The sequence below is a fragment of the Algoriphagus chordae genome (genome assembly GCF_003254055.1).
Classification (GTDB): Bacteria; Bacteroidota; Bacteroidia; order Cytophagales; family Cyclobacteriaceae; genus Algoriphagus; species Algoriphagus chordae.
The window spans coordinates 112,521-133,705 of record NZ_QKZT01000004.1; the positions used below are offsets into that span (position 1 = coordinate 112,521).

At 40.4% G+C, this 21,185-nt stretch carries 13 protein-coding genes; 9 read left to right on the plus strand and 4 right to left on the minus strand.

The window, feature by feature from the left end; all coding sequences use genetic code 11:
* The first annotated feature begins 123 nt into the window (after window positions 1-123).
* From LV85_RS05840 to LV85_RS05865, 6 genes are all read left to right on the plus strand, one after another.
* Complete coding sequence (locus LV85_RS05840) at window positions 124-3,282, plus strand: SusC/RagA family TonB-linked outer membrane protein (RefSeq protein ID WP_245942165.1); 3,159 nt, start codon at window positions 124-126, stop codon at window positions 3,280-3,282.
* A gap of 18 nt (window positions 3,283-3,300) precedes the next feature.
* On the plus strand, window positions 3,301-4,965 hold the full coding sequence (locus LV85_RS05845; protein ID WP_111317264.1) for a RagB/SusD family nutrient uptake outer membrane protein: 1,665 nt from the start codon (window positions 3,301-3,303) through the stop codon (window positions 4,963-4,965).
* Between the two features lie 29 nt (window positions 4,966-4,994).
* Window positions 4,995-6,263 (plus strand): glycan-binding surface protein, encoded by a 1,269-nt coding sequence (locus LV85_RS05850; protein ID WP_245942166.1) that lies wholly within the window; start codon window positions 4,995-4,997, stop codon window positions 6,261-6,263.
* 270 nt (window positions 6,264-6,533) lie between these two features.
* Complete coding sequence (locus tag LV85_RS05855) at window positions 6,534-9,896, plus strand: VCBS repeat-containing protein (RefSeq protein ID WP_111317265.1); 3,363 nt, start codon at window positions 6,534-6,536, stop codon at window positions 9,894-9,896.
* Window positions 9,897-9,935: 39 nt separating this feature from the next.
* On the plus strand, window positions 9,936-11,678 hold the full coding sequence (locus LV85_RS05860; RefSeq protein WP_245942168.1) for a glycoside hydrolase family 9 protein: 1,743 nt from the start codon (window positions 9,936-9,938) through the stop codon (window positions 11,676-11,678).
* Window positions 11,679-11,825: 147 nt separating this feature from the next.
* Entirely contained in the window at window positions 11,826-13,727 is a 1,902-nt protein-coding gene (locus LV85_RS05865) for a sialate O-acetylesterase (protein ID WP_111317267.1), read from the plus strand.
* Window positions 13,728-13,801: 74 nt separating this feature from the next.
* On the opposite strand, the gene LV85_RS05870 is transcribed toward LV85_RS05865, so the two are convergent.
* Complete coding sequence (locus tag LV85_RS05870; RefSeq protein ID WP_111317268.1) at window positions 13,802-14,869, minus strand: alpha/beta hydrolase; 1,068 nt, start codon at window positions 14,867-14,869, stop codon at window positions 13,802-13,804.
* A gap of 4 nt (window positions 14,870-14,873) precedes the next feature.
* A complete protein-coding gene (locus LV85_RS05875) occupies window positions 14,874-15,473 on the minus strand; it encodes a hypothetical protein (RefSeq protein ID WP_111317269.1) in 600 nt (199 codons plus the stop codon).
* Between the two features lie 124 nt (window positions 15,474-15,597).
* Between LV85_RS05875 and LV85_RS05880 the strand changes: the two genes are divergently transcribed.
* Window positions 15,598-16,170, plus strand: a complete 573-nt coding sequence (locus LV85_RS05880) for a hypothetical protein (RefSeq protein ID WP_111317270.1) — start codon at window positions 15,598-15,600, stop codon at window positions 16,168-16,170.
* 29 nt (window positions 16,171-16,199) lie between these two features.
* Here the strand turns inward: LV85_RS05880 and LV85_RS05885 are convergent, their stop codons facing one another.
* A complete protein-coding gene (locus tag LV85_RS05885; protein WP_111317271.1) occupies window positions 16,200-17,801 on the minus strand; it encodes a hypothetical protein in 1,602 nt (533 codons plus the stop codon).
* Window positions 17,802-17,934: 133 nt separating this feature from the next.
* Between LV85_RS05885 and LV85_RS05890 the strand changes: the two genes are divergently transcribed.
* Both LV85_RS05890 and LV85_RS05895 read left to right on the plus strand, forming a co-directional pair.
* Window positions 17,935-18,846 (plus strand): helix-turn-helix transcriptional regulator, encoded by a 912-nt coding sequence (locus LV85_RS05890; protein ID WP_111317272.1) that lies wholly within the window; start codon window positions 17,935-17,937, stop codon window positions 18,844-18,846.
* Between the two features lie 331 nt (window positions 18,847-19,177).
* Complete coding sequence (locus LV85_RS05895) at window positions 19,178-20,734, plus strand: S8 family peptidase (protein ID WP_111317273.1); 1,557 nt, start codon at window positions 19,178-19,180, stop codon at window positions 20,732-20,734.
* 90 nt (window positions 20,735-20,824) lie between these two features.
* On the opposite strand, the gene LV85_RS05900 is transcribed toward LV85_RS05895, so the two are convergent.
* Window positions 20,825-21,130 carry a DUF3784 domain-containing protein gene (locus tag LV85_RS05900; RefSeq protein WP_111317274.1) on the minus strand — a complete coding sequence of 102 codons (306 nt, stop codon included), beginning with the start codon at window positions 21,128-21,130 and terminating at the stop codon, window positions 20,825-20,827.
* Window positions 21,131-21,185: the final 55 nt, after the last annotated feature.

Here is a 21,185-nt window from a genome sequence, read left to right on the forward strand (position 1 = left end):
TTTTATTAACACAAACCCAAACTGTATGAAACACTTCCACCCAAACAACACTATGAGTACAAGCTCAGGAAATCCTTTTCCTGCTCAAAACCTATATACCAATTTCTTACAATTAAACCCTTCATGATGAAAAAACTATTACCGCTTTGGCTTATGCTTTTGGCAGGTGTAGTCCACGCTCAAGTCACCGTAAAAGGTAAAGTGACAGGCTCAGGCGACGGACTCTCACTCCCAGGAGTAACCGTGCTGGTGAAAGGCACCACCACAGGAGTAGCATCACAGGAAGACGGATACTATTCGATTTCCGTGCCTTCCCCCAACTCAATTCTTGTTTTTAGCTTTATTGGCTTTGAATCGCAAGAAGTGACTGTTGGTAACCAATCTATTATTGATATTATCCTACAGGAAGATTTAGCTTCTTTAGATGAAGTCGTGGTCGTAGGATATGGTACCATGAAAAAACGTGACATGTCAAGTGCACAGGTTTCTGTGACTTCTGAAGACATAGAACGAACGGTGAACACAACAGTGGAGCAGGCCTTACAAGGACGTGCTGCTGGTGTATATGTGACACAAAACACGGGTGCTCCAGGAGGAGGTGTTTCGGTAAACATTCGAGGTGTTAACTCAATTGGTGGGACAAATCAGCCACTGTATGTGATCGATGGAGTCCAGGTACAGCCTGCCGCAGTATCCTATGGTAACACTTCTTCTACTAATCCATTGGCGGGTATTAACCCCAGTGATATAGAATCGATGGAAGTACTACAAGGACCATCTGCAACGGCTATCTACGGATCCAGAGGTACTAATGGAGTTATCATGATTACCACTAAGCGTGGTAAGTCCGGTGAAACCAAAATAACTTATAATTACCTCTATTCACTTCAGGATAAACCAGAAAATCTAGATGTAATGTCATTGAGTCAATATGCAACAATGACTAATGATATTCGCGAAATCACTGGCGGTGATCCTCCAGCAGCTTTTCTTGATCCAACACTTTTAGGTGAGGGAACAAACTGGCAAGACGCGTTATTTAAAACGGCACCACTGAACAAGCATAATATTACCCTTACCGGTGGAGATGAAAAAACAAAATTCTATATCTCTGGTGAATATTTCAACCAGGAAGGTGTGGCGATTGGATCCTCATTTGATCGTTATTCTTTGAGAACAAACATCGATAACCAAACTAGGAAATGGTTGAAAATCGGGTTGAACTTGCAGCTTTACCACACAGATGAGCAATTGGCTACTGGTAGTTCTGATGTAATCAATAATGCGATCCAGATGGCTCCAAATGTACCAGTAACCAACCCAGATGGGTCTTGGGGTGGTGCGGATCCTGTAAACGGTTCAAGCTTACAATTTACTCCTGCCAACCCAATTGCTTTGGCTAATCTATTGGATAGAAGCTATAAAAGAAGAGGAGCTCAGGGTGGTTTCAATGTTGAAATAGACATCGTTAAAGGTTTGAAGTTCCGTACTATGGTGAACACCAACATCAACTATAACAACGGCCACTTCTTCACACCAACCTACACCTTAGGCGTAGTGACTAATGATACCAATAGTTTGACTGAGGATGCTAGTAATAGTTTCTATTGGAACTGGAACCAGATGCTTACTTATAATGCAATTTGGGGCAAGCATGCCTTGGATGTCATGGCCAGCCATGAGGCTCAAGAATCTCAATATGAATTCTTAAGAGGTGGTAGAGTGAATTTCCCATCCAATGATCTTCAAGAACTTGGTCTTGGTTCTGCGCAAGGTGCTACTAACAGTGGTGGAGCAAATCATTGGGCGATGGAATCTTTCTTTGCTAGAGTGAACTATACCTTCAATGAGAAATACATCCTTTTGGGTGCATTTAGAGCTGATGGTTCTGCCAACTTTGGTCCTGAAAATAGATGGGGCTATTTCCCTTCTGTATCTGCAGCATGGAGAGTGTCAGAAGAAAACTTCCTACAGGATGCAACCTGGTTAGATGAATTCAAAATTCGTTTTGAAACTGGCCTTACGGGCAACCAAGGTGATGCAAATGCAATTTATGCACCGCTTAGCTCACCTAGTATTCCTACTCCATGGGGTGGTGGTTTCTTAGTATCTAGATTTGGTAACCCAAATTTGAAATGGGAAGAGACTTCTACTGTGAATCTTGGTTTTAACTTGAATATGTTAAATAATAGAATTCAGATTGAAGGAGATTTTTACATTAAGAAAACTGATAACCTACTTCTGCCAAATCCGCTTCCATGGTACATGGGTACATCTGCAGAAGGAAGTATAGGTACTCCAACTGTAAACATTGGAGCTTTGCAAAATAAAGGCTACGGAATCACGATCAACACGATCAATATTGATAATAGAGCTAGCGATTTTACTTGGAGTTCTAATTACAACTTCTCAGGTTTCAAAACTGAAGTAACCAAGTTTTTCTCTGAAACTGCTTTCATCGATCGTACAGCATGGTGGTTGAATAACTTTACCTCCAGAGCAGTTCCAGGTCAAGCACCGTGGTTGTTTTATGGATATCAATCTGAAGGTTTGTTCCAAAGTGTAGAAGAAGTAGAGTCTAGCCCTAGACCAGTGGATAATTCAGGTAATCCACTTCCAGTAGGTGAAGATGGTATCTATGTAGGTGATATCAAATACAAAGATATCAATGAAGACGGTGTGATCGATGAGCGTGATCAGACTTTCATCGGCAACCCTTGGCCTAAATTCACCTTTGGTATGACGCAGCAATTTACGTATAAAGGTTTCGCCCTGGATATCTTATTTACAGGAGCTCTTGGTGTAGATATTTATAACTACAATAGATTCCTAAACATCAACCCAAACAATGTGAACTTGGGTAGAAACATGTTGTTGGAAACTTACGATTATGCTAGGATCGAAATGGATGGTTCGGGCAATCCTTACATCGCTAATGCCGGAACTGATATCCCTAGGATTACAGCTACCGACTTGAATGGTAACGGAACTAGAATCTCTGACAAATTTGTAGAGGATGGCTCTTACGTTAGACTTAAAAACATCAACCTGTCCTACATATTTCCTAATGAAATACTCGGGAAGCAAAATGTTGTGAGAGGTTTGAAGTTGTCTGTAGGTGTACAAAATGCATTCACATTCACTAAATATAAAGGCTATGATCCTGAAGTTGGTGCTGCTGTTGGTAACAACGTGTCTGCGGGAAATCAGCTGATCGGTGTAGACTATGGTAGATATCCACAGACGAGAATGTATACATTCAGCTTAGGTGTTGACTTCTAATCCAAAAATCATAAACAAATGAAAACAAACACGAAATTCCAAAAATTAGTCCTTGGAGCTACTTTGCTACTTGGAGGAATGGTGGGCTGTTCAGAAGATTTCTTGGATAGGCCGCCATTGGACGCGATAGTAGATGCTAACTTCTACAAAACTGATGATCAGATTTTGGCAGCATCTGCACCGCTATATAACATGGTGTGGTTTGCTTACAATGATAAAGCAAGTCACGGTATCGGGGATGCCAGAGGAGGTACACTTACCTCTGGATCCTATCAACTTGAAAATGTTCGATTCAATACTACTGGGGAAACTGCTGAAAACGGAAGCTCATGGAGAGCATTTTATAATGTGGTAGCTCAGTCAAATTCCTTGATCAACAATATCGAAGCCTATGCTGGTGAAGATGTGACAGATCGAATCAAAAATCACGGCCTAGCAGAAGGTAGATTTATGAGAGGTTTGGCTTATTCCTATTTGGTTCAAAATTGGGGCCCAGTTCCAATTATCACAAACAATACGGCTCTATTGCAGGATACTACTATTGCTAGAAATACTGAAGAATCAGTATGGCAATTTATTATCAAGGATTTCCGATTTGCAGTTGATAATCTCCCTGAGAGTTCAGTTTTGAATGGTCGTTTGACTAAATGGTCCGCTGAAGGTATGCTTGCCAAGATGTACTTGACCAAAGCAGGCGTTTCTGGAACTAGAAACCAAAGCGATCTGGATTCTGCAGCATATTTTGCTAAAAGAGTTATTGATAATAGTGGAGCAGAATTGATGGAAGATTATGAAGATCTCTTCAAGACTGCTAACAATAATAATAAGGAAACGCTAGCTGCTTTGCAGTGGGTTTATAACGCTGGACAGGCTGGTCAGTGGGGTGCTCAAAACTCAGTACAGGCATTTCTTGCTTTCGGTTCTGAAATTACCGGATTCGGTGATGGATGGGGTGGAGACATCGGAGCTTCCAAATGGCTACTTGATCTATATGATGACCTAGTATTTGATAAGAGAAGAAAAGGTAGTTTCATGTTCCCAGGTGAGCATTATTCTTATATAACTCAAGTTCCTCCAGGAGGATCCGCACAACCTCTTGAAGTGCCAGCACGAAGTCTTGATGGGAGTAGACCATACAATTCTAGAGCTTGGGTGAAAAAGTATGTAGTAGGACGACCTGAAGATAACGATGGTAAAGTCGTTCAGCAGGGGACTGAGATTAATACTTATATTCTTCGACTGGCAGATGTTTACTTAACTTATGCAGAGGCAGTTTTAGATAAAAACCCTGGGGAGGCTTTGACATATGTAAACCTAGTTAGAACAAGAGCTGGTGTAAATGCATTGACTTCTGTGACTTGGGAAGATGTGTTTGAAGAGCGTATCAAGGAATTTGCTATGGAAGGACAGGCTTGGTATGAATTTACCAAACTAGAGTATTACGATCCTGCTAAAGCTTACAGTATCCTTTCTAACCAAGATCGTGGAACATTCAGAATTTATGCCGATCAGATTCCAGACCCTACTTTATGGGAAATTGAGATTCCTGAGAGTGATACTTCTCCAAGATTCTTTGATGTAAGTGAATCTAACTTTAAGATTCCAATTCCATCTTCAGAATTGTCAAGAGCACCGAACTTGAGAAAGCCAGCGGTACCGTATGATTTCTCAGTAGAAAATTGATTTGTGGACTTCTTTAGAACTATAAACAAATGAAAATCATAAAAAATATAAGATCATCTCACTCACTTCTAGTAGCATCTGCATTGGTAATGGTACTTGTGCTAGGTGCTTGTAAGGATGAAGATGAAATAAACGTAGGCCCGCCAACTATAGAGCGGGTGCGCAATACAGATCCTACCACAGCAGATAGTTCTTTTACTTCTGCTACACTAGGAAGCACACTGGCAATTTTAGGTAATAATCTATTGGGTACACAACAAGTATATCTGAACGATTATCCACTAGGAGTAAACACAGCCTATGTGACCAATAGTACAGTGATCGTGACTGTAGGTGATTCAGTTCCTACTGTAGCTACAGATCCAAATGTGCCAAATACCTTGAGATTGGTTAATAAAGCTGGTGAAGCTATCATGGAATTCCAGACGCTTCCTCCAGCTCCTCAGGTATTACAAGTGAAGAACCAGTATGTGAAACCTGGTGATGATTTGACGCTTTTGGGTAGATATTTCTACTTTATAGATACAGTTTACTTCCCTGGAGAAGATGTATTTGTGACCTCTGGAATTACAGCAAACAGTGCTGGATCTTCTCTTACTGTAAAAGTTCCTGACAACGTTGATTTCTCTGAAGGGCAATCTATTAGAGTCGTGACCAAGTCAGGTGGATCAGCTACCAACAGAAATACGCAGATCTATGCTGATAAGGGCATGGTTGCTGATTTCGATACGAATGGTGCCTTAGAATGGCCATGGAATTGGGGATGGGGAATATCAGGGGATATGATCCAGCCTTCACAGCCAGGTATCTCTAGTTTGGAAGGAAGCTTCGGTGGAATGAATCAAGCATTTCCTGCTAATTATGGATGGAATAATGACAAGGTTATCAATTTAGCTAATTGGGGCGGGGTTCAAATCTTCCCTGAAGGCGATGGTTACGAGCCTAGTACACCAGCAGCAAATTATGATATTCGATTTGAAGTAGCTATCAATACTACGGTCTCTATTGCAGGACTGGAAATGCAGATCTGGTATCCAGATAGTCAAGGTAATGAGCTGAGCTACAATATTCCGATGAGTGATTTCATCAGCAATACCGATGGAAGTTGGTACACCTTGTCAGCCAATATGAGCAGACTGACCAACGGATCTACTCGACTAAATACTTATGGTGACTTCTTGAAAGGAGATTCTGGGGGGGTTAAGCAACTTAGATTGGTTGTCATTAACACTACGGGAAATGATATCCAAGCTGTACTTGGTGTCGATAATATCAGAGTAATTAGAGCAGTTAATTAAATAGTATAGCATAAGAGGTTTATTAATTCAATCTCCGGGGCAGAACGTTTTGCCTCGGAGATTTTTCTAAAATCTAGATAGTCTCTTTAACCGCAGAGAGCGCAAAGATTTCGCAGAGAGCACAACTAATTAAATTCTCTTTTGTTGCAGTGAAATTGGGCTACAAATCGAGAATGACCTAGTCAGCTCCAACAGCTTTTAAATGATCAGGGGCGATAGAACTCCACAGGTAAGGGTAATTCGGTCAACTTTCATCTGTCTTTCTGCCCGATGAACAAAGAAATTATGGTCACTTTCCCCATTATGGGAAATCACAAAATCAATAAATCACTGAGCTTGATCCCCCAACTCACATTTAGAAAGAATACAATAGTAAAATCACTCCAAGTCATTGCACTAGGAGCAATATTTCTTGTTGCTGCTTGTCAGGGAAAAAAGGAGGAAATTACACCTACACTTTTTGAGGAACTAAGCGCAGATTCTACCAAACTCTCCTTCATCAATCAGATCCAAGAAACTGAAGTTGCAAACATTCTTACCTATCAATATTTCTATAATGGGGGTGGTGTAGCTGTTGGCGACCTCAATAATGACGGTTTGGAAGATCTGTACTTCACTGCCAATCAAAACCAAAACAAGCTTTTTTTGAATCAGGGAAACCTGAAATTTAGAGATATCACCTTAGCAACAGGAACTGCCGGAAGGGATAACTCATGGACCACAGGCACGGCAATCGTTGATATCAACGGGGACGGGCTAAAGGATATTTATGTCTGCTATTCTGGTGATTTGCCAGCTGAGCAGCGAAGAAATCAATTGTTTGTCAATCAAGGTTTGGATAAGCAAGGGATTCCATTTTTTAAAGAAATGGCCTCTGATTATGGATTAGATGATGCTGGCTTCAGCACTGCAACCTATTTTTCTGATTTAGATCTGGATGGTGATTTGGATATGCTTCTGCTCAATCACAATCCACGACTTTTCAATAATCTAAATATCAATGCTTTCGAGGCGATGTTGAACACAGCGGATTCGATGAGTAGCACAAAGATTTACAAGAATGAAAATGGAGTTTTCAAAGACCGAACCGCTGAGTCTGGACTTAGCCAGACAGGTTTAAGTTATGGTTTGGGAGCTTCTATTGCTGATTTCAATGGAGATGGCTTGCCAGATATTTATCTTGGCAATGACTATTCTGCACCAGACTACCTATATATCAATCAAGGTGGTGGCACTTTTTCGAATAAGATAAATGAAGCCATGGGTCATACCAGTCTCTACACCATGGGTGTGGATGCCGCGGATGTCAATAGAGATGGCAAACTTGACTTGATTAGTCTGGACATGCTTCCAGAGGATAATACCAGACAAAAGTTGCTTTTCAGCCCAGAGAATTACGAGCATTACAACCTCTTTCTTAAAGCTGGGCTTCATCATCAGCTCATGCGCAATATGCTGCAGCTGAATCTTGGGGATGGAACATTCTCTGAGATCGGTCAACTGGCAGGAATAAGCGCTACAGACTGGAGTTGGGCGCCATTGTTTGCTGATTTTGATAACGATGGCTTGACGGATCTATTTATCAGTAATGGCTTTTTGAAGGATTTCACCAATCTGGATTTCATCAATTATAGAAATGAATTTCTTCAAAACTCTAAAGGTTCAGCTGCGGGGATCAATGAATTGATCAAGAAAATGCCTGCGACGAAAGTTGGCAATTATGGATTCAAAAATATCAATGGAATTCAGTTTGAAAATCAATCTAAAAGTTGGGGGCTGGATAAACCGGGAAATTCCAATGGTGCTGTTTATGCGGATTTGGATCTGGACGGAGACTTGGATTTGGTGATTAATAATCTGAATGAGCCTGCTCAAATTTTTGAAAACAGAACTTCAGAAAGCAGTAATTCTAATTTTCTTCAGCTTAGACTAATAGGCCTGGAAGGAAATCCAGATGGTGTGGGAGCAAAAGTGATTGTCTATCAAAACGGTCAAATCAATTATCAGGAACAGCAGATTTACAAGGGCTATCAGGGAAATGTGAGTGCGCTCATGCACTTTGGTTTGGGAGATGGGAAGGTCGATTCAGTGGAAGTTCGTTGGAAAAATAGAAAATCATCTCTTCTGGTCAATCCATCCATAAATCAAATCCATGAAATAGTAGAAGCAGATGCAGGTTCGAGAAGATTCGAAGAAAATCTACTTCTATACAAGTTCACAGAAATTGGAAATTATTTGAATACAGACAGCACTGTACTTCCCAATGATTTCAAGCGTCAGTCTCAGTTACTCTATAGCCTTTCGCAAGCTAAGATTTCAATGATATCCGCTGATTTGAATGGGGATGATAGTACAGAAGTAATTATAGCTAATGGAAAAACAGTGATTTCTATCTCGAAGGAAGGAATTGCAATGGATAAAGATGATTACCTGATATATAGCTCAGATTCTCCAACCATTACTTCTATAGCGGCTTTGGATGCTGATGGTGATTCTGACTTAGATCTATATGTGGCGAAGGGCGGATATTATGATTTGGACAAAGATGACTCCAGACAGAAAGATGTGCTGTTGATCAATGAGGGAAATGGAGTTTTTACCGAATCTAAAATGGATTTTGGAGTATTTCCTTCAGAGAATGTGACAGTTTGGGATGCAAATGGTGATGGGTTGGATGATCTGTTTGTAGGTGCAGGTTATGTGCCTGGAAGATGGCCAGAATCTCTTCCTAGTCAAGTTTGGATTAATGAAGGCAAAGGTGATTTTTCTCTGATTTCCTTAGGAAATATTTCCAGAGTCAAAGCTTCTCAAGCTTATGATATTGATAATGATGGCGTAGATGAATTGATCGTAGCATCTGAGTTTGATAGGATCCGAATCCTAAATCTTAAAGATGGAAAAGTAATAGATCGCTCAGAGGAATTTTTACCTGGAAGAAAATCTGGACTTTGGTCATCTATCCTTATTCAGGATCTGGATGAAGATGGGAACCCCGAATTGCTGGCAGGGAATTGGGGCTTGAATTCTAGGATGCAAACTGATGTCAATAATCCTGTACGAGTTTATTATGAGGACTTTGATAATAATGGATCAATCGATCCTCTGATGACTTTTCCTGTAATGGGCGAGGAGTTTCCATTCTTTTCAAGGGATGAGCTCGCTGCTCAGTTATATAAAAAGAAGGCCCTCTTCCCGACACATGAAGAGTTCTCCAAAGCCAAAATCCAAGACATCCTAAACCCACAAGAACTTGAAAAAGCCAAGAGGGTAGATGCTCAAGTGCTTGAAACAAAGATGTACACGTTGAAGGATGGAGTGTTTGAAGAAGTAAACTTACCAACGCTTGTCCAATCTTCTCCTATTCAGGCGATTACTGCACTGAAATCTGCCAAAGGTTTTGATCTCCTGCTACTCGGAAATCAAGAAAATGCTCGATTGAAAATCGGTAGAATGGATGCTAATCCTGCTTTGGTTTTACACAAAAATGAGCAAGGGAATTGGGAAATATTGGAGCAGGAAACAACTGGGCTTAACCTTAGAACAAATGTGAACTCTGTGGTTGAAATTGACAATATTCTCTGGATTGGAATTCCAAATCAGGGAGCATATAAATATGCGTATTGGTTGAAGTAATGGATTCTAAAAAAATTGAAATACAACTTGTTAAGTAAAATGAAAAGTATACTCTTCTTTAGTCTTATTTTGACTCAGTTGGCATGTAAAGCTCCAATGATAGATGAAAGTCTAGCTGAGGACGATTCTATTCGCCTCAACCAGATAGGCTTTTATCCCGATCAGCGGAAAATTGCTGTGATCTTGAATCATGAGGATATAGAAGACTTTCTGATTTGGGATACAGACAAAAAGGATATTGCTTTTGAGGGGAAATTGGAAAAGCAGATCAAAAAAACTCGTTCTGGTCATATTTCAAGAATTGCTGATTTCTCTCAGTTTCGTAAAGCTGGAAATTATGTGTTGATCTTGGATGGAGTTGGGAAATCCTACCCTTTTGAGATTGAGTCACATATCAATCAAAACCTTGGAATGGCTAGTATTAAGGCCTTCTATTACCAGCGAGCTAGCGTAGAGCTGGATAAAGCATACGCTGGAATTTGGGCTAGATCTATGGGGCATCCAGATGATCAAGTAATGATTCACCCTTCAGCAGCTTCGGAAACTAGAAAAGCTGAGGAAATGGTTTCTTCGCCTTACGGCTGGTATGATGCTGGAGATTACAATAAATATGTGGTCAATTCGGGAATAACTGTTGGGACATTACTCTCTCTTTTTGAGGATTATCCAGACTACTTTCAAAATCTTGATTTGAACATTCCTGAATCTGGAAATCAGATACCAGATTTACTGGATGAAATCCGCTGGAACCTGGACTGGATGATCTCTATGCAGGATCCTGGAGATGGGGGAGTTTATCATAAACTAAGCACCGCCAAATTTGAAGGAATGGTGGAGCCACATTTGGCAATTTCGCAGCGATATATGATAGCGAAGAGTACCACAGCAACTTTGGACTTTGCAGCAGTAATGGCACAAGCGTCTAGAATTTATAAGTCCTATTACCCGGAAGAGTCGGTTTCTTATTTGAAAGCGGCCGAAAAAGCATGGGGCTGGGCGAAAGCTAATCCGAACGTGCTTTACAATCAAAATGAGATGAATAAGGCATTCGATCCAGATATACAAACAGGTGCTTATGGAGATTTTTCTGCTAACGATGAACGTATTTGGGCAGCTTCAGAACTCTTTATTACGACGCATAACTTGATCTACTGGGATGAATTGGCGGATGCAGATCAAAGCTTCAAACTACCTTCATGGAATCAGGTGTCTTGGCTAGGATTTTATTCTTTGCTTAGGCATCAAGACAAGATCACACTTCTGCCACTAGAGTGGATGGCAGTACTTAAAATCAATTTGCTCACAGCTGCAAGAAGCCAAATAGAAGCTGTTGCTGAGCAGCCCTTTCAAAGTCCCATTGAGACCAATGTGAAGAATTTCATTTGGGGTTCAAATGCAGTAGCTGCTAATCAGGGGATTCTTTTGTTGTACGCGTATAAGCAAAATGGGGAACGTGCATTTTTGGAGGGAGCCTATGACAACCTAGATTATATTTTGGGAAGAAATGCAACTGGATATTCATATGTCACTGGTTTTGGAACTAAATCACCTCAGCATCCACATCATAGACTCGCCGTATCAAGACCTGATTTACCTCCTTTGCCGGGCTTTATAGTAGGCGGGCCTAATCCTGGGCAACAAGATGGATGTAACTACTCAAGTTCCTTTGCAGATGAATCTTATACAGATGAAAGTTGTAGCTATGCATCCAATGAAATTGCGATTAATTGGAATGCACCTTTTGCCTATTTAGTAAATTCACTAGAAGCGGTTAATAAGTAAGTTTCAACGGGAAGATGCTCGAAATCGACTTGCCCTTTTTATTCATTTCTGCAACAATCATCCTCCTATATTGAACAGGTATAATCATATAATACTTAGATGTTTCAGATTTTTTCGGCAATTTCCCATAAGAATTAACCAAGCCCTATGAAACATACCTGGAAACTATTCGTCCTCTTTATTTTTTTCTCCTGTGAGTCATCAAAATTTAATTCTCAAGTAGATCTCCCAAGGCTCTTTAGCGATGGAATGGTTTTACAAAGAGACGTAGCCATTTCAGTTTGGGGCAAAGGAATCCCTGGCAAAATTGTACGTGTTAGTTTGGCTGGTGCTGTAACTAGTGGCACTGTTGAGCCAGATAGTACTTGGGCAATGAAACTGCCGAAATTACCAGCTGGAGGACCTTATGCGATGGAGGTGAATCAGCAAAAAATCAATGATGTCTATATTGGAGATGTATGGGTCGCAGGTGGACAATCCAATATGGAGTGGAGACTGAAATCACAAGTGATTGGTGCTGAAAAGGAATTTGCTGAAGGAGGTAATCCTCAAATTAGATTTTTCAAAATTCCGAATTCATACAGCGCTGTGAAACTGGAAGATGTAGTAGGAGGTGAATGGAAAGTAGCTGATTCAGTCAATTTGAAAGACTTCTCAGCTGTAGCATGGTTTTTTGCGAAGCGCAATAATCAGGAAAAGAAAGTGCCAGTAGGTATCATAGAATCAAACTGGGGAGGAACACCAGTAGAAGGATGGACAGATGCTGAGATCTTGGCAGAATTGGAAGGTTCTTTCAATGAACAAGCGACAGATATTACTGAAAATAATGCGAGCTGGGAAGCTAAGTTAAAAGAGAATGAAGCTAATCGTCAGAAGCGTGACTCTATGATGAGCAAGCCAGATTCGTTAACAGCCTTTAATGCCTCGGCGCTTTCTTATGATGATTCAAAATGGAATAGAATTAGTCTTCCTCAGGCAAATCCTTTGCAACATATCGCCTGGGCTCGAAAGAAGTTTAGGCTAACTAATACAGATGATGTAAGCCTACATTTGCCCAATTTGGATCAAATGGCTTATGTGTACCTGAATGGCAAATTACTGCATTACAAAGACTGGGGAGTGGCGATGCCAGATATAGAAATCCCAGATGAGATGCTTCTGAAAGGAGAAAATGTGCTTTCTGTTCGTGCGATCAATTCCTGGAATAATCAGCCGAGAATAGGTCAAGAGGATGAAATGTATCTGCTAGAGTCAGGGAAGAAAATTTCTCTGGAAGGCACTTGGGCTTATTCTAATTCTGCGGTAGAACCACAACTGCCAAAAGTTGAGTGGTACAACTGGATGCCGGGGATGATGTATAACGCCATGATTGATCCGATTAGCAAGTATTCGATCAAAGGAGCGATTTGGTATCAGGGAGAAAGTAATGCTGGCCGTCATGAAGAGTATAAAATGCTTTTCTCTACCATGATTACCAATTGGCGTGAGAACTGGGGTATTGGTGATTTTCCTTTCTTATTTGTCCAACTGGCGAATTACATGGAGCGTCAGGAAGTTCAAGCGGATAGTGACTGGGCATTTTTGAGAGAGGCTCAGACGCAGACCTTGGATCTGCCAAAAACAGGCATGGCAACGATCATAGATATAGGAGAAGCAGGTGATATACATCCTAAAAACAAAAAGGATGTTGGCGAGCGACTTTGGCTGCAAGCGCGAAAAGTTGCTTATGGAGAGAAAAATGTCGCGTCTGGTCCAGAGTTTGATTCACTCTCAAGAAATGGAAATGAGCTAATCCTTAAATTCAAGTCTATAGGTGAAGGACTGAAATTGACTGAAGGTGAAGACGTAAAGGGATTTATAATTGGCAATGAGGATAGTGATTTCCAACTGGTAACCGCTATGATTTCTGATAAGGAATCAATTATAATCACAGTGCCAGACGGAATGGAAACTGGCGAAATTCGTTATGCTTGGGCGGACAATCCTGAGGTGAATTTGGTAAATAATCAGAATTTACCGGCAGTTCCTTTCAGAGCGAAGTTCGAATAATAGTAATCAAAAAGACCAAGCATTCACTTGGTCTTTTTAATTCTTGTAGCTGTGAAAAGCTAGTTTCAACTGTTTTACTTTATTTTCCCCATAGAATCCTGCACCTGCAGCAACTCATCTACTTTTTCCTGAAACTCAGGTTTTGCAGGGATTTTAACTACATTTTCCAAGAAATCAATCGTGCTAAATAGTACGCCTTCCCAGTCACCTGAGGTAATAGAACTGCCGATCACATGGTCACCTGAATTAGGGAACGCCTTTTCTCGCTTTAGCGCTACAGGAGTAGAAATCTCCTCAAACATTTCCTTCATTTTGGGCACAGACACGACATGATCTTGTTCCTGATTATCCTTATAATAATAGCCTAGAAATAGTGGTTGGTGTATTTTCTTGAATGTCATTTCATTCATATTGCTATACATAATGGTCGCTAGACTTTCATAAGCATGGATATGATAATCTTCTGACCAGTATAGTTTCTTTTCACCTGTTCTTTCTTCATGAATCATTTTCTTCTTCATCATGGTTGTCTCCATTAATTTTTCCATCCAGGGATTGAATAAGGCAGATAGCTTTTCGCCGTAATCTCGGATGGCTGGAGAATATACTGCTACAGCTTTAATGTCTGGTTGTTGGCTAGCCAAAAGTAAGGTCAAGGCTCCGCCCATAGATGTGCCCACTACAATTACTTCATCTCCTAGGCTTTTTCCTATCTGATAAGCTTCTCCTGCTGCATTAGCCAATGCCTGAGGACTGAGATATTCCATACCATTAGCTCTTTTGATACCATGCTCAGGAAGTCTGGTTACAAATAGATTGGCTCCGAAATGTGCCGCAAGAAATCTGTGAACTGGATCTCCTTCCATAGGGCTGGCTCCAAATCCATGAATATAGACTATTGAGTAAGGGGTCTTTCGCTTATTCAAACTATCTGCCCAGACGATATAGGCTTCATTGCCTGGCTTTAGTCCAACTACGGAATCCTCTCTTTGATTGACATACTTTTGCAATTCGGCTAGTCGTGTAGGAACCTCAGGAAATTCTATGGTGATTTCTTGATTCTTTAGCTTAGGACCTAGCATATAAACTATGGCAAGTACAATTGCAGCGGCAAAAATACCTAGTAGTATTTTTCTTAACATATAATCAGTTGGTTAAAAGTACAGGGGAAGTAGACTCAAAAATTTTCTGAGTTCCATTCTTAAGAGTAAGGATGGTCTTAGTCTTTAATTGTGATTCGTTTGCTGGCAAAATATTAATAGTCAGTCGATACTGAGCGATAGAACTATTAAAATCTTTGAGCTCGGAAAGCAATAGCTCATCACTTACGTTGATGTGCTTGGAGATATCTGTGCCAGCGGCAAAACCACCATATGGTGCAAGTAGGGTAACAGCAATGGATGTTATATTCTTGAAATCAAACAATTGTGCGCAGGATAGTGCATAAGCAGAGCCCGGAAAACTAGACATCCATGAAACATCGGAGGTCGGTTCTGGTGTAATCCTCAAATACACATTGAATTCATCAAATTTCACAGTATCAGATTCTGTGGCATATTGATAATTTTTGGAGGGCTCATAAAATAAGCTGACATCTGATGCATTAGCACTCACGGTACCTGGGCATTCTCCAAAAGGATCTGTCTCCGCTTGATTTACGCATGCCACAAGAATCATCATAACCAAGTAGGAAGCTAGAATCCCCAAGGTCATTTTAGTACGCTTGATTTTTAAAATTCTATTCATAAAAAGGATGATTTTATATTATTGTGGTGGTTGGAAAGTTGAGCTGGTAAAATTTAATCAAATCTAAACATCAATTTAGATCGAATAGCGTTAATTAGTATAAATAATTCTTAAACCAACTAATATGAAAAGCCTAATCTTTGTATTCGCCCTTCTTTTCAGTAGTCAATTGGCATTTGCTCAAGAAGCAGAAAGCAGGCCCGCTACTCAATCTATTTTTGTTGAGTTAGGTGGAGCAGGACTTCCCTATAGTTTCAATTATGATTTCCGCTTTAACAAAACCAAAGTGGATTCCTGGGGAATGAGAGTTGGTTTTGGTGGCTATGCAGTTGACCAAAGTTCCTTCTTTTCACTTCCTGTGATGGTGAATAAATTGTTGGGTAAAGGACCTCATTATTTTGAAGTAGGTTTTGGAGCCACGTTTTTTACTTTTGACAACAGCAATAGCGACTATTGCATAGATGGTACTTATGATCCTAACACAGGAATTTATACCTGTACGACATACGAGTCTTCGGATTATAATTTTATTCTAGATGTGGATAGTTCTCCTAGTCTGATGGGAACTTTGAATTTTGGCTATAGACGTGTGCCTGTGGATGGTGGATTTACCTGGAAAATCAATATCAATCCAATTTTCAATAACAATGGCTTTTGGCCACTATATGCTGGTGTAGGATTCGGATATGCTTTTTAGCCTATCCACCTCCAAATGAAGATGAAAAGTTATTTCTTTAGTGGAATTGATTTTATATAAACCAGTTTCCAAATAACTCCTTCATCTTTTTCTTCCTTTAATTTATATCCTAGCTCTTTCAGCTTACTCAATACCGTATCTATTTCCTTCTGCTCTTGCGGATAGGCATGCTGATAGTAGGTGTAAAGTAGGAGTGTAACCGTATCCACTTTAGCTTGCTCCCAAGTCAGAAAACTATCCAATTCATGGAGCTTATCCTGGGTATATTCATCTTCTGGGAAAAGTACCTGTTCGCTAAATACAAGGAAATTGTTTGTAAGTAAATATGATTGATTATTAGTTAATTGTGCTTCAGAACTTAAAGTTTCAATCATAGAAGGATACTGCTTCAAATTCTTTTGATATGGAATGGCCAGTAAAGCTGGAGCGAGCAAAATAATACCAATAAAAAAAGCTTGAAATTTGCTCTGATAGCTATAAACAGCAGCAACTAAAGCAAGTTGAAATCCCGCCATTTTCCAATCGAGTTGTAGCAAACTGATCGCAGCACCCAATGCTAATAATCCCATTATCCAGATTCTCCATTTTCTGGAAATTTGCCACTCATTCCAACCTATCACAATCAGCATGCACAGTAAGGGAACGATGATAATCAGATGACGTGGATTGAGGTAGATAGGGTTGTAAAAATCCAAGGTAGAAGTCATAAACCAAAAACCAATCAGCAGGCAGAGAGCAGCCAGTGTAAACTCAATTGCTGGCGTTTTCCTGGATTTCAACCCTAATGCTATTCCTGGAAGCGCAAATACTATCCACGCCCAGTAGGATCGCTCTACAAAGGTGATGATAGGCAAGATACTGAGTCTTCGCACCATTGACCATAGGCCTTTGTCAGCGTAAGTAAACTCGGAAATGTAATGCCCAGCATTGATCGATGTGACACGATGCAGGGGATCACCGAATTTAATCCAGAAATAACTTAGGTAAGCCGATGAAAGTAAGATTCCACATGCTAGCACAGCGAAGTAAAATGAGCTTTTGATCTCTTTCTTCTTCCAGTCGAAATAGAATAATAGGACTGGAAAGGGAGCTAGTAATACGATGGTCTCTTTTGTAAGAAAACCTGCAAAAAGCGCTAATACCAATACGAATCCTGCTATAACTGGCTTACTTTTCCGGTAAACTGCAGCAATGGGAACAAGGCAAGTCCACAAAACCAAAAGGCTGTCTGGATAGGCTTTGGTCAGAAAGTGTAGGAAATATACCTGCGTGCAAAACCAAAGAACCAATACCCAGGATGGAGCTGATTTAGGGAGGGTTTTGACTAATAAAAGTAGACTTATTGAATAGCTCAGCAGAGATATAAACGAGATCTTATGAGCATCAAAGCCTATCAAAAACCCAATTAATCCCGAAGGTACATAAGCTCCCCAACGACTGGAAAAATGGTAGTCATTGACCTCCATAGTTCCTTCCCAGAACTTCTGACCAGCCAGCAAATAATAGACATCGTCACTAAAAGTAATCCCATCAAAACCGAAGCACCAGTAGGCAAGGAGGAATAGAATGCCGGCGGTAACGGCAGGTAATCTAGCCTTAGTAGAATTGAGGTTGGGTACTTGGTAACTCATTAAGCTAAAATTAGAAGGAATTTTGTTTAGCTGTTGAAAAAGCTTGAATAGAATTTTACTGACAATACACGTCAATTATTCCATTTCCTTTCCTCAATTGTTTACTTTTAACTTTCTAAATACAGAATCTACTATGAGCCAGGCCGGAAAGATCGAACAGCAAAAAATTCTTCGCGTTTTCAAATTGATCAATTTACTACAGAGTAATATTGGGAAGCCGGTTCATCGACTTGCGGAACTCCTAGAGACCGATGAGCGCACGATTTATCGCTATTTCAAATTGCTTGAAGCACTGGGCTTTGAGGTGGTGAAGGAATTTAGCAAGTACAAAATACAGCAGCGTCCAGGAATGGATCAGACCTTGAATTACGGGACTTTTTCTAAGGAGGAAAATCAATGGCTTAGATCCATGATCGAAAGTCAGGGCAAAGGAAATATGCTTCATGATTCTATTCTGAAAAAACTGGCTGTGCGTTCAGAAGTGAAGCAAGGTACTGAGCAACTGTTCAATGCCAACTTAGGCCGACTGGTAGATGAAATCGGTCAAAGCATCCAGAAAAAGACGCAGGTTTGGCTGAAAGATTATTATTCTTTGAGTTCGGATACCACAAGTGATCGTTTGGTAGAACCCGTTGCATTCTCCTCCAATTATGAGGCAATCCATGCCTTCGAGCCTGCGAGTAAAAGCATGAAAGTCTTCAAGATTGAACGTATCGGTGAGGTGGTATTGGCTCAGGAAGCTTGGAAGTTTGAAAGCAAGCATCAGTTGCCTGGAACTCAAATGTTTGGATTTACCGGGAAGAATAAGTTTTTGGTAAAATTGAAATTGAGTAAGAAAGCCTATCAACTTATGATGGAAGAGCATCCGAATGCGCGGCCATTTATGTTTATCAAAAACCGAAATCAGTATTATTTTAATGGAGAAATCCCACAACTTCCTGGATTGGGCCGCTTTATTCTAGGTTTGCCAGGTGAAATCAAAGTGGAAGAAGGAGAGGAGATGAAAGCTTATTTGAATGAGCAGTTATCTAAGACGCTGGTCTAAGAAATAGCATTTCTCGTTGAATTTGAGCAGGTTGACACTATCCAGAAAAGAGTGTAAATGAATTTTAGGGTAGGTTAGAATTTTAGACGGTTTTCAAGCATATCCATAAATGGTTGTGGTATGTATTGTCAGGTCCTGATTATACTTGCTACTTGATAAGTGTTACTAAATACTTTGACTATGCCTGATTTTGGTTGTCACTTTTACTTACTACTTCCAAGCCTTCTGTCTCCCGTCTTCCATGCCTAGGAAAATAGGACTACTGTGCTCATTGTAGATACCTGAATTTTTTTTAACTTATTGATTATCAATTTTTAAAACCAATATTTTTATGAAGTATCTAAAAAACAATCAGATTTTTGGGCTGATTTTTATCGCCCTCTTTGTAGTCTCATGTAGCACAGATGAGCAGCCACAGGTCTCCCATGCGGAGTTGTCCAAAACCGCAACTGAAGTAATTCCTTCCTCCGAAATCGATCAGATTATTCTGAAATCGCTACAAGAAACTGGAGATTTTGTCTGGGGAAATCAATCGGAGGAATTGATTTTAAGTGCCTTGCTTCAGACTGATTCTGTCCTTACCATCGGCTATCAGGCAGCTGGGAAAGAGTTGACTAATGCTCGTATAGGGTTGGAGTCAGTGGATAATCCCGAAATGCAAAAAGCCGCTACTGACATTATCGGTATGATCTCGGGACTTAACTTAACAAAGCAAGCTAGCAATATGAGGGCAATCGATGAATCATTGATTCATACAGACTTACCCCTTTTAGAGCTGAAGGTTTATAGCTTGGAGGCTTTGCAAAACCTGAGATCTATGCAGGAGGTCAGATACTTCGAGCCTCGTGGTTATGAGTTTGACTACAACTTGTTGAATGATGATCAAACGGCAAGAATTCTGAGTGATTCGGGTTGTGAAAATGAACCTGAAACCATTACTGCTTCTGATTATTCAATAATTGCTCCTGGTGCAAAATCCTCTTGGAACTATGATCAAATGGGTATTTCTCAAGCCTGGAATCAAAGTACAGGAGCAGGAATTACGGTTGGCGTGATCGACACAGGATTGTCTCCTGATCAGCCAGCACTTAACGGTTCATTCAACAATGGGCAATCTGCTGGACGTACTGTTCAAAGTTATGGAACCTATAAGACAGGTTATTGGTGGTGGAAAAAGTACGATGGCCCAACAGATCAATGTGGTCATGGAACAGCCATGGCAGGAGTGGTGGCTTCACCACGAAATACATTTGGAAATGCACTGGGTGTAGCATATAATTCCAATTTGATTTCTGTGCGGGGTACCTCTGATGTGATTTTTAATTCTGGAAATGAAAAAGATGGCGTTGCTGAGGCTTTGGTATTATTAGCAAAAAGATCTGATGTGAATATCATTAGTATGTCAATTGGAGACTTGTTCTCTAGTTCCAAAGTGGCTGATGCAATCCGATATGCACATAATCGTGGAAAATTGATTTTTGCCGCAGCTGGCACTTCCACTACGTTTACCAATTGGGTAGGGGTTATTTTCCCAGCAACGATGTCTGAAACGGTAGCTGTCACCGGAGTGAAAGAAGGAAATGGTTATCAGCGATGTGATACCTGTCATTCAGGTTCTCAGGTAGAATTCACAGTGATCATGGAGCGTGCAGGATCCAACAGCAAGCCATTGACCACAGCACTATACAGTAATGATCCCTCGACGGTAGGAGGGTCTTCAGTGGCGACTGCTACGGCATCCGGAATAGCAGCCTTAGTCTGGGCAAATAATCCTAGCTGGACAAGAGAACAAGTACTCGATAAAATGAAATCGACTTCTGATCTATATCCTACTAGAAACGCAGAATATGGCTACGGAAATCTGAATGCGGCCGCGGCTTTAAACTAAGAATAGCTATAATTTAAAAACGGTCTTGGAAATCAATCCAAGACCGTTCTTTTATTTCTACTTCGATGGAAGTCAGAGTTTTTTTAGGAATTACCTCGCTCTTCTATTCACAAGCATATTTCCGAAAACAATCAAAACTATCATACCAACTATAGTCACCAAAATCCATATGTTACTGAGCGACGGCATTTCTAACCAAATTCCAATAAAGTATCCTATAACAGAAATCAGCCCCATAGCTCCAAATACCATAGCAGCAAAGGTGGGTAGTCCGTTGGCTTCAGCATTTTCTTTTTCTCTATTGGATAGGCTATTGTAACCAGCTAAGAGTCCAGGGAAAAATTTGATCAGAATGCCTATTGCTAACAAAAATATACCTACGTAGATGCTTTCCATGATTGATTTAGTTGATAGTTAAGAACAACTAAGGAATATAATGATTTCTAGTCAG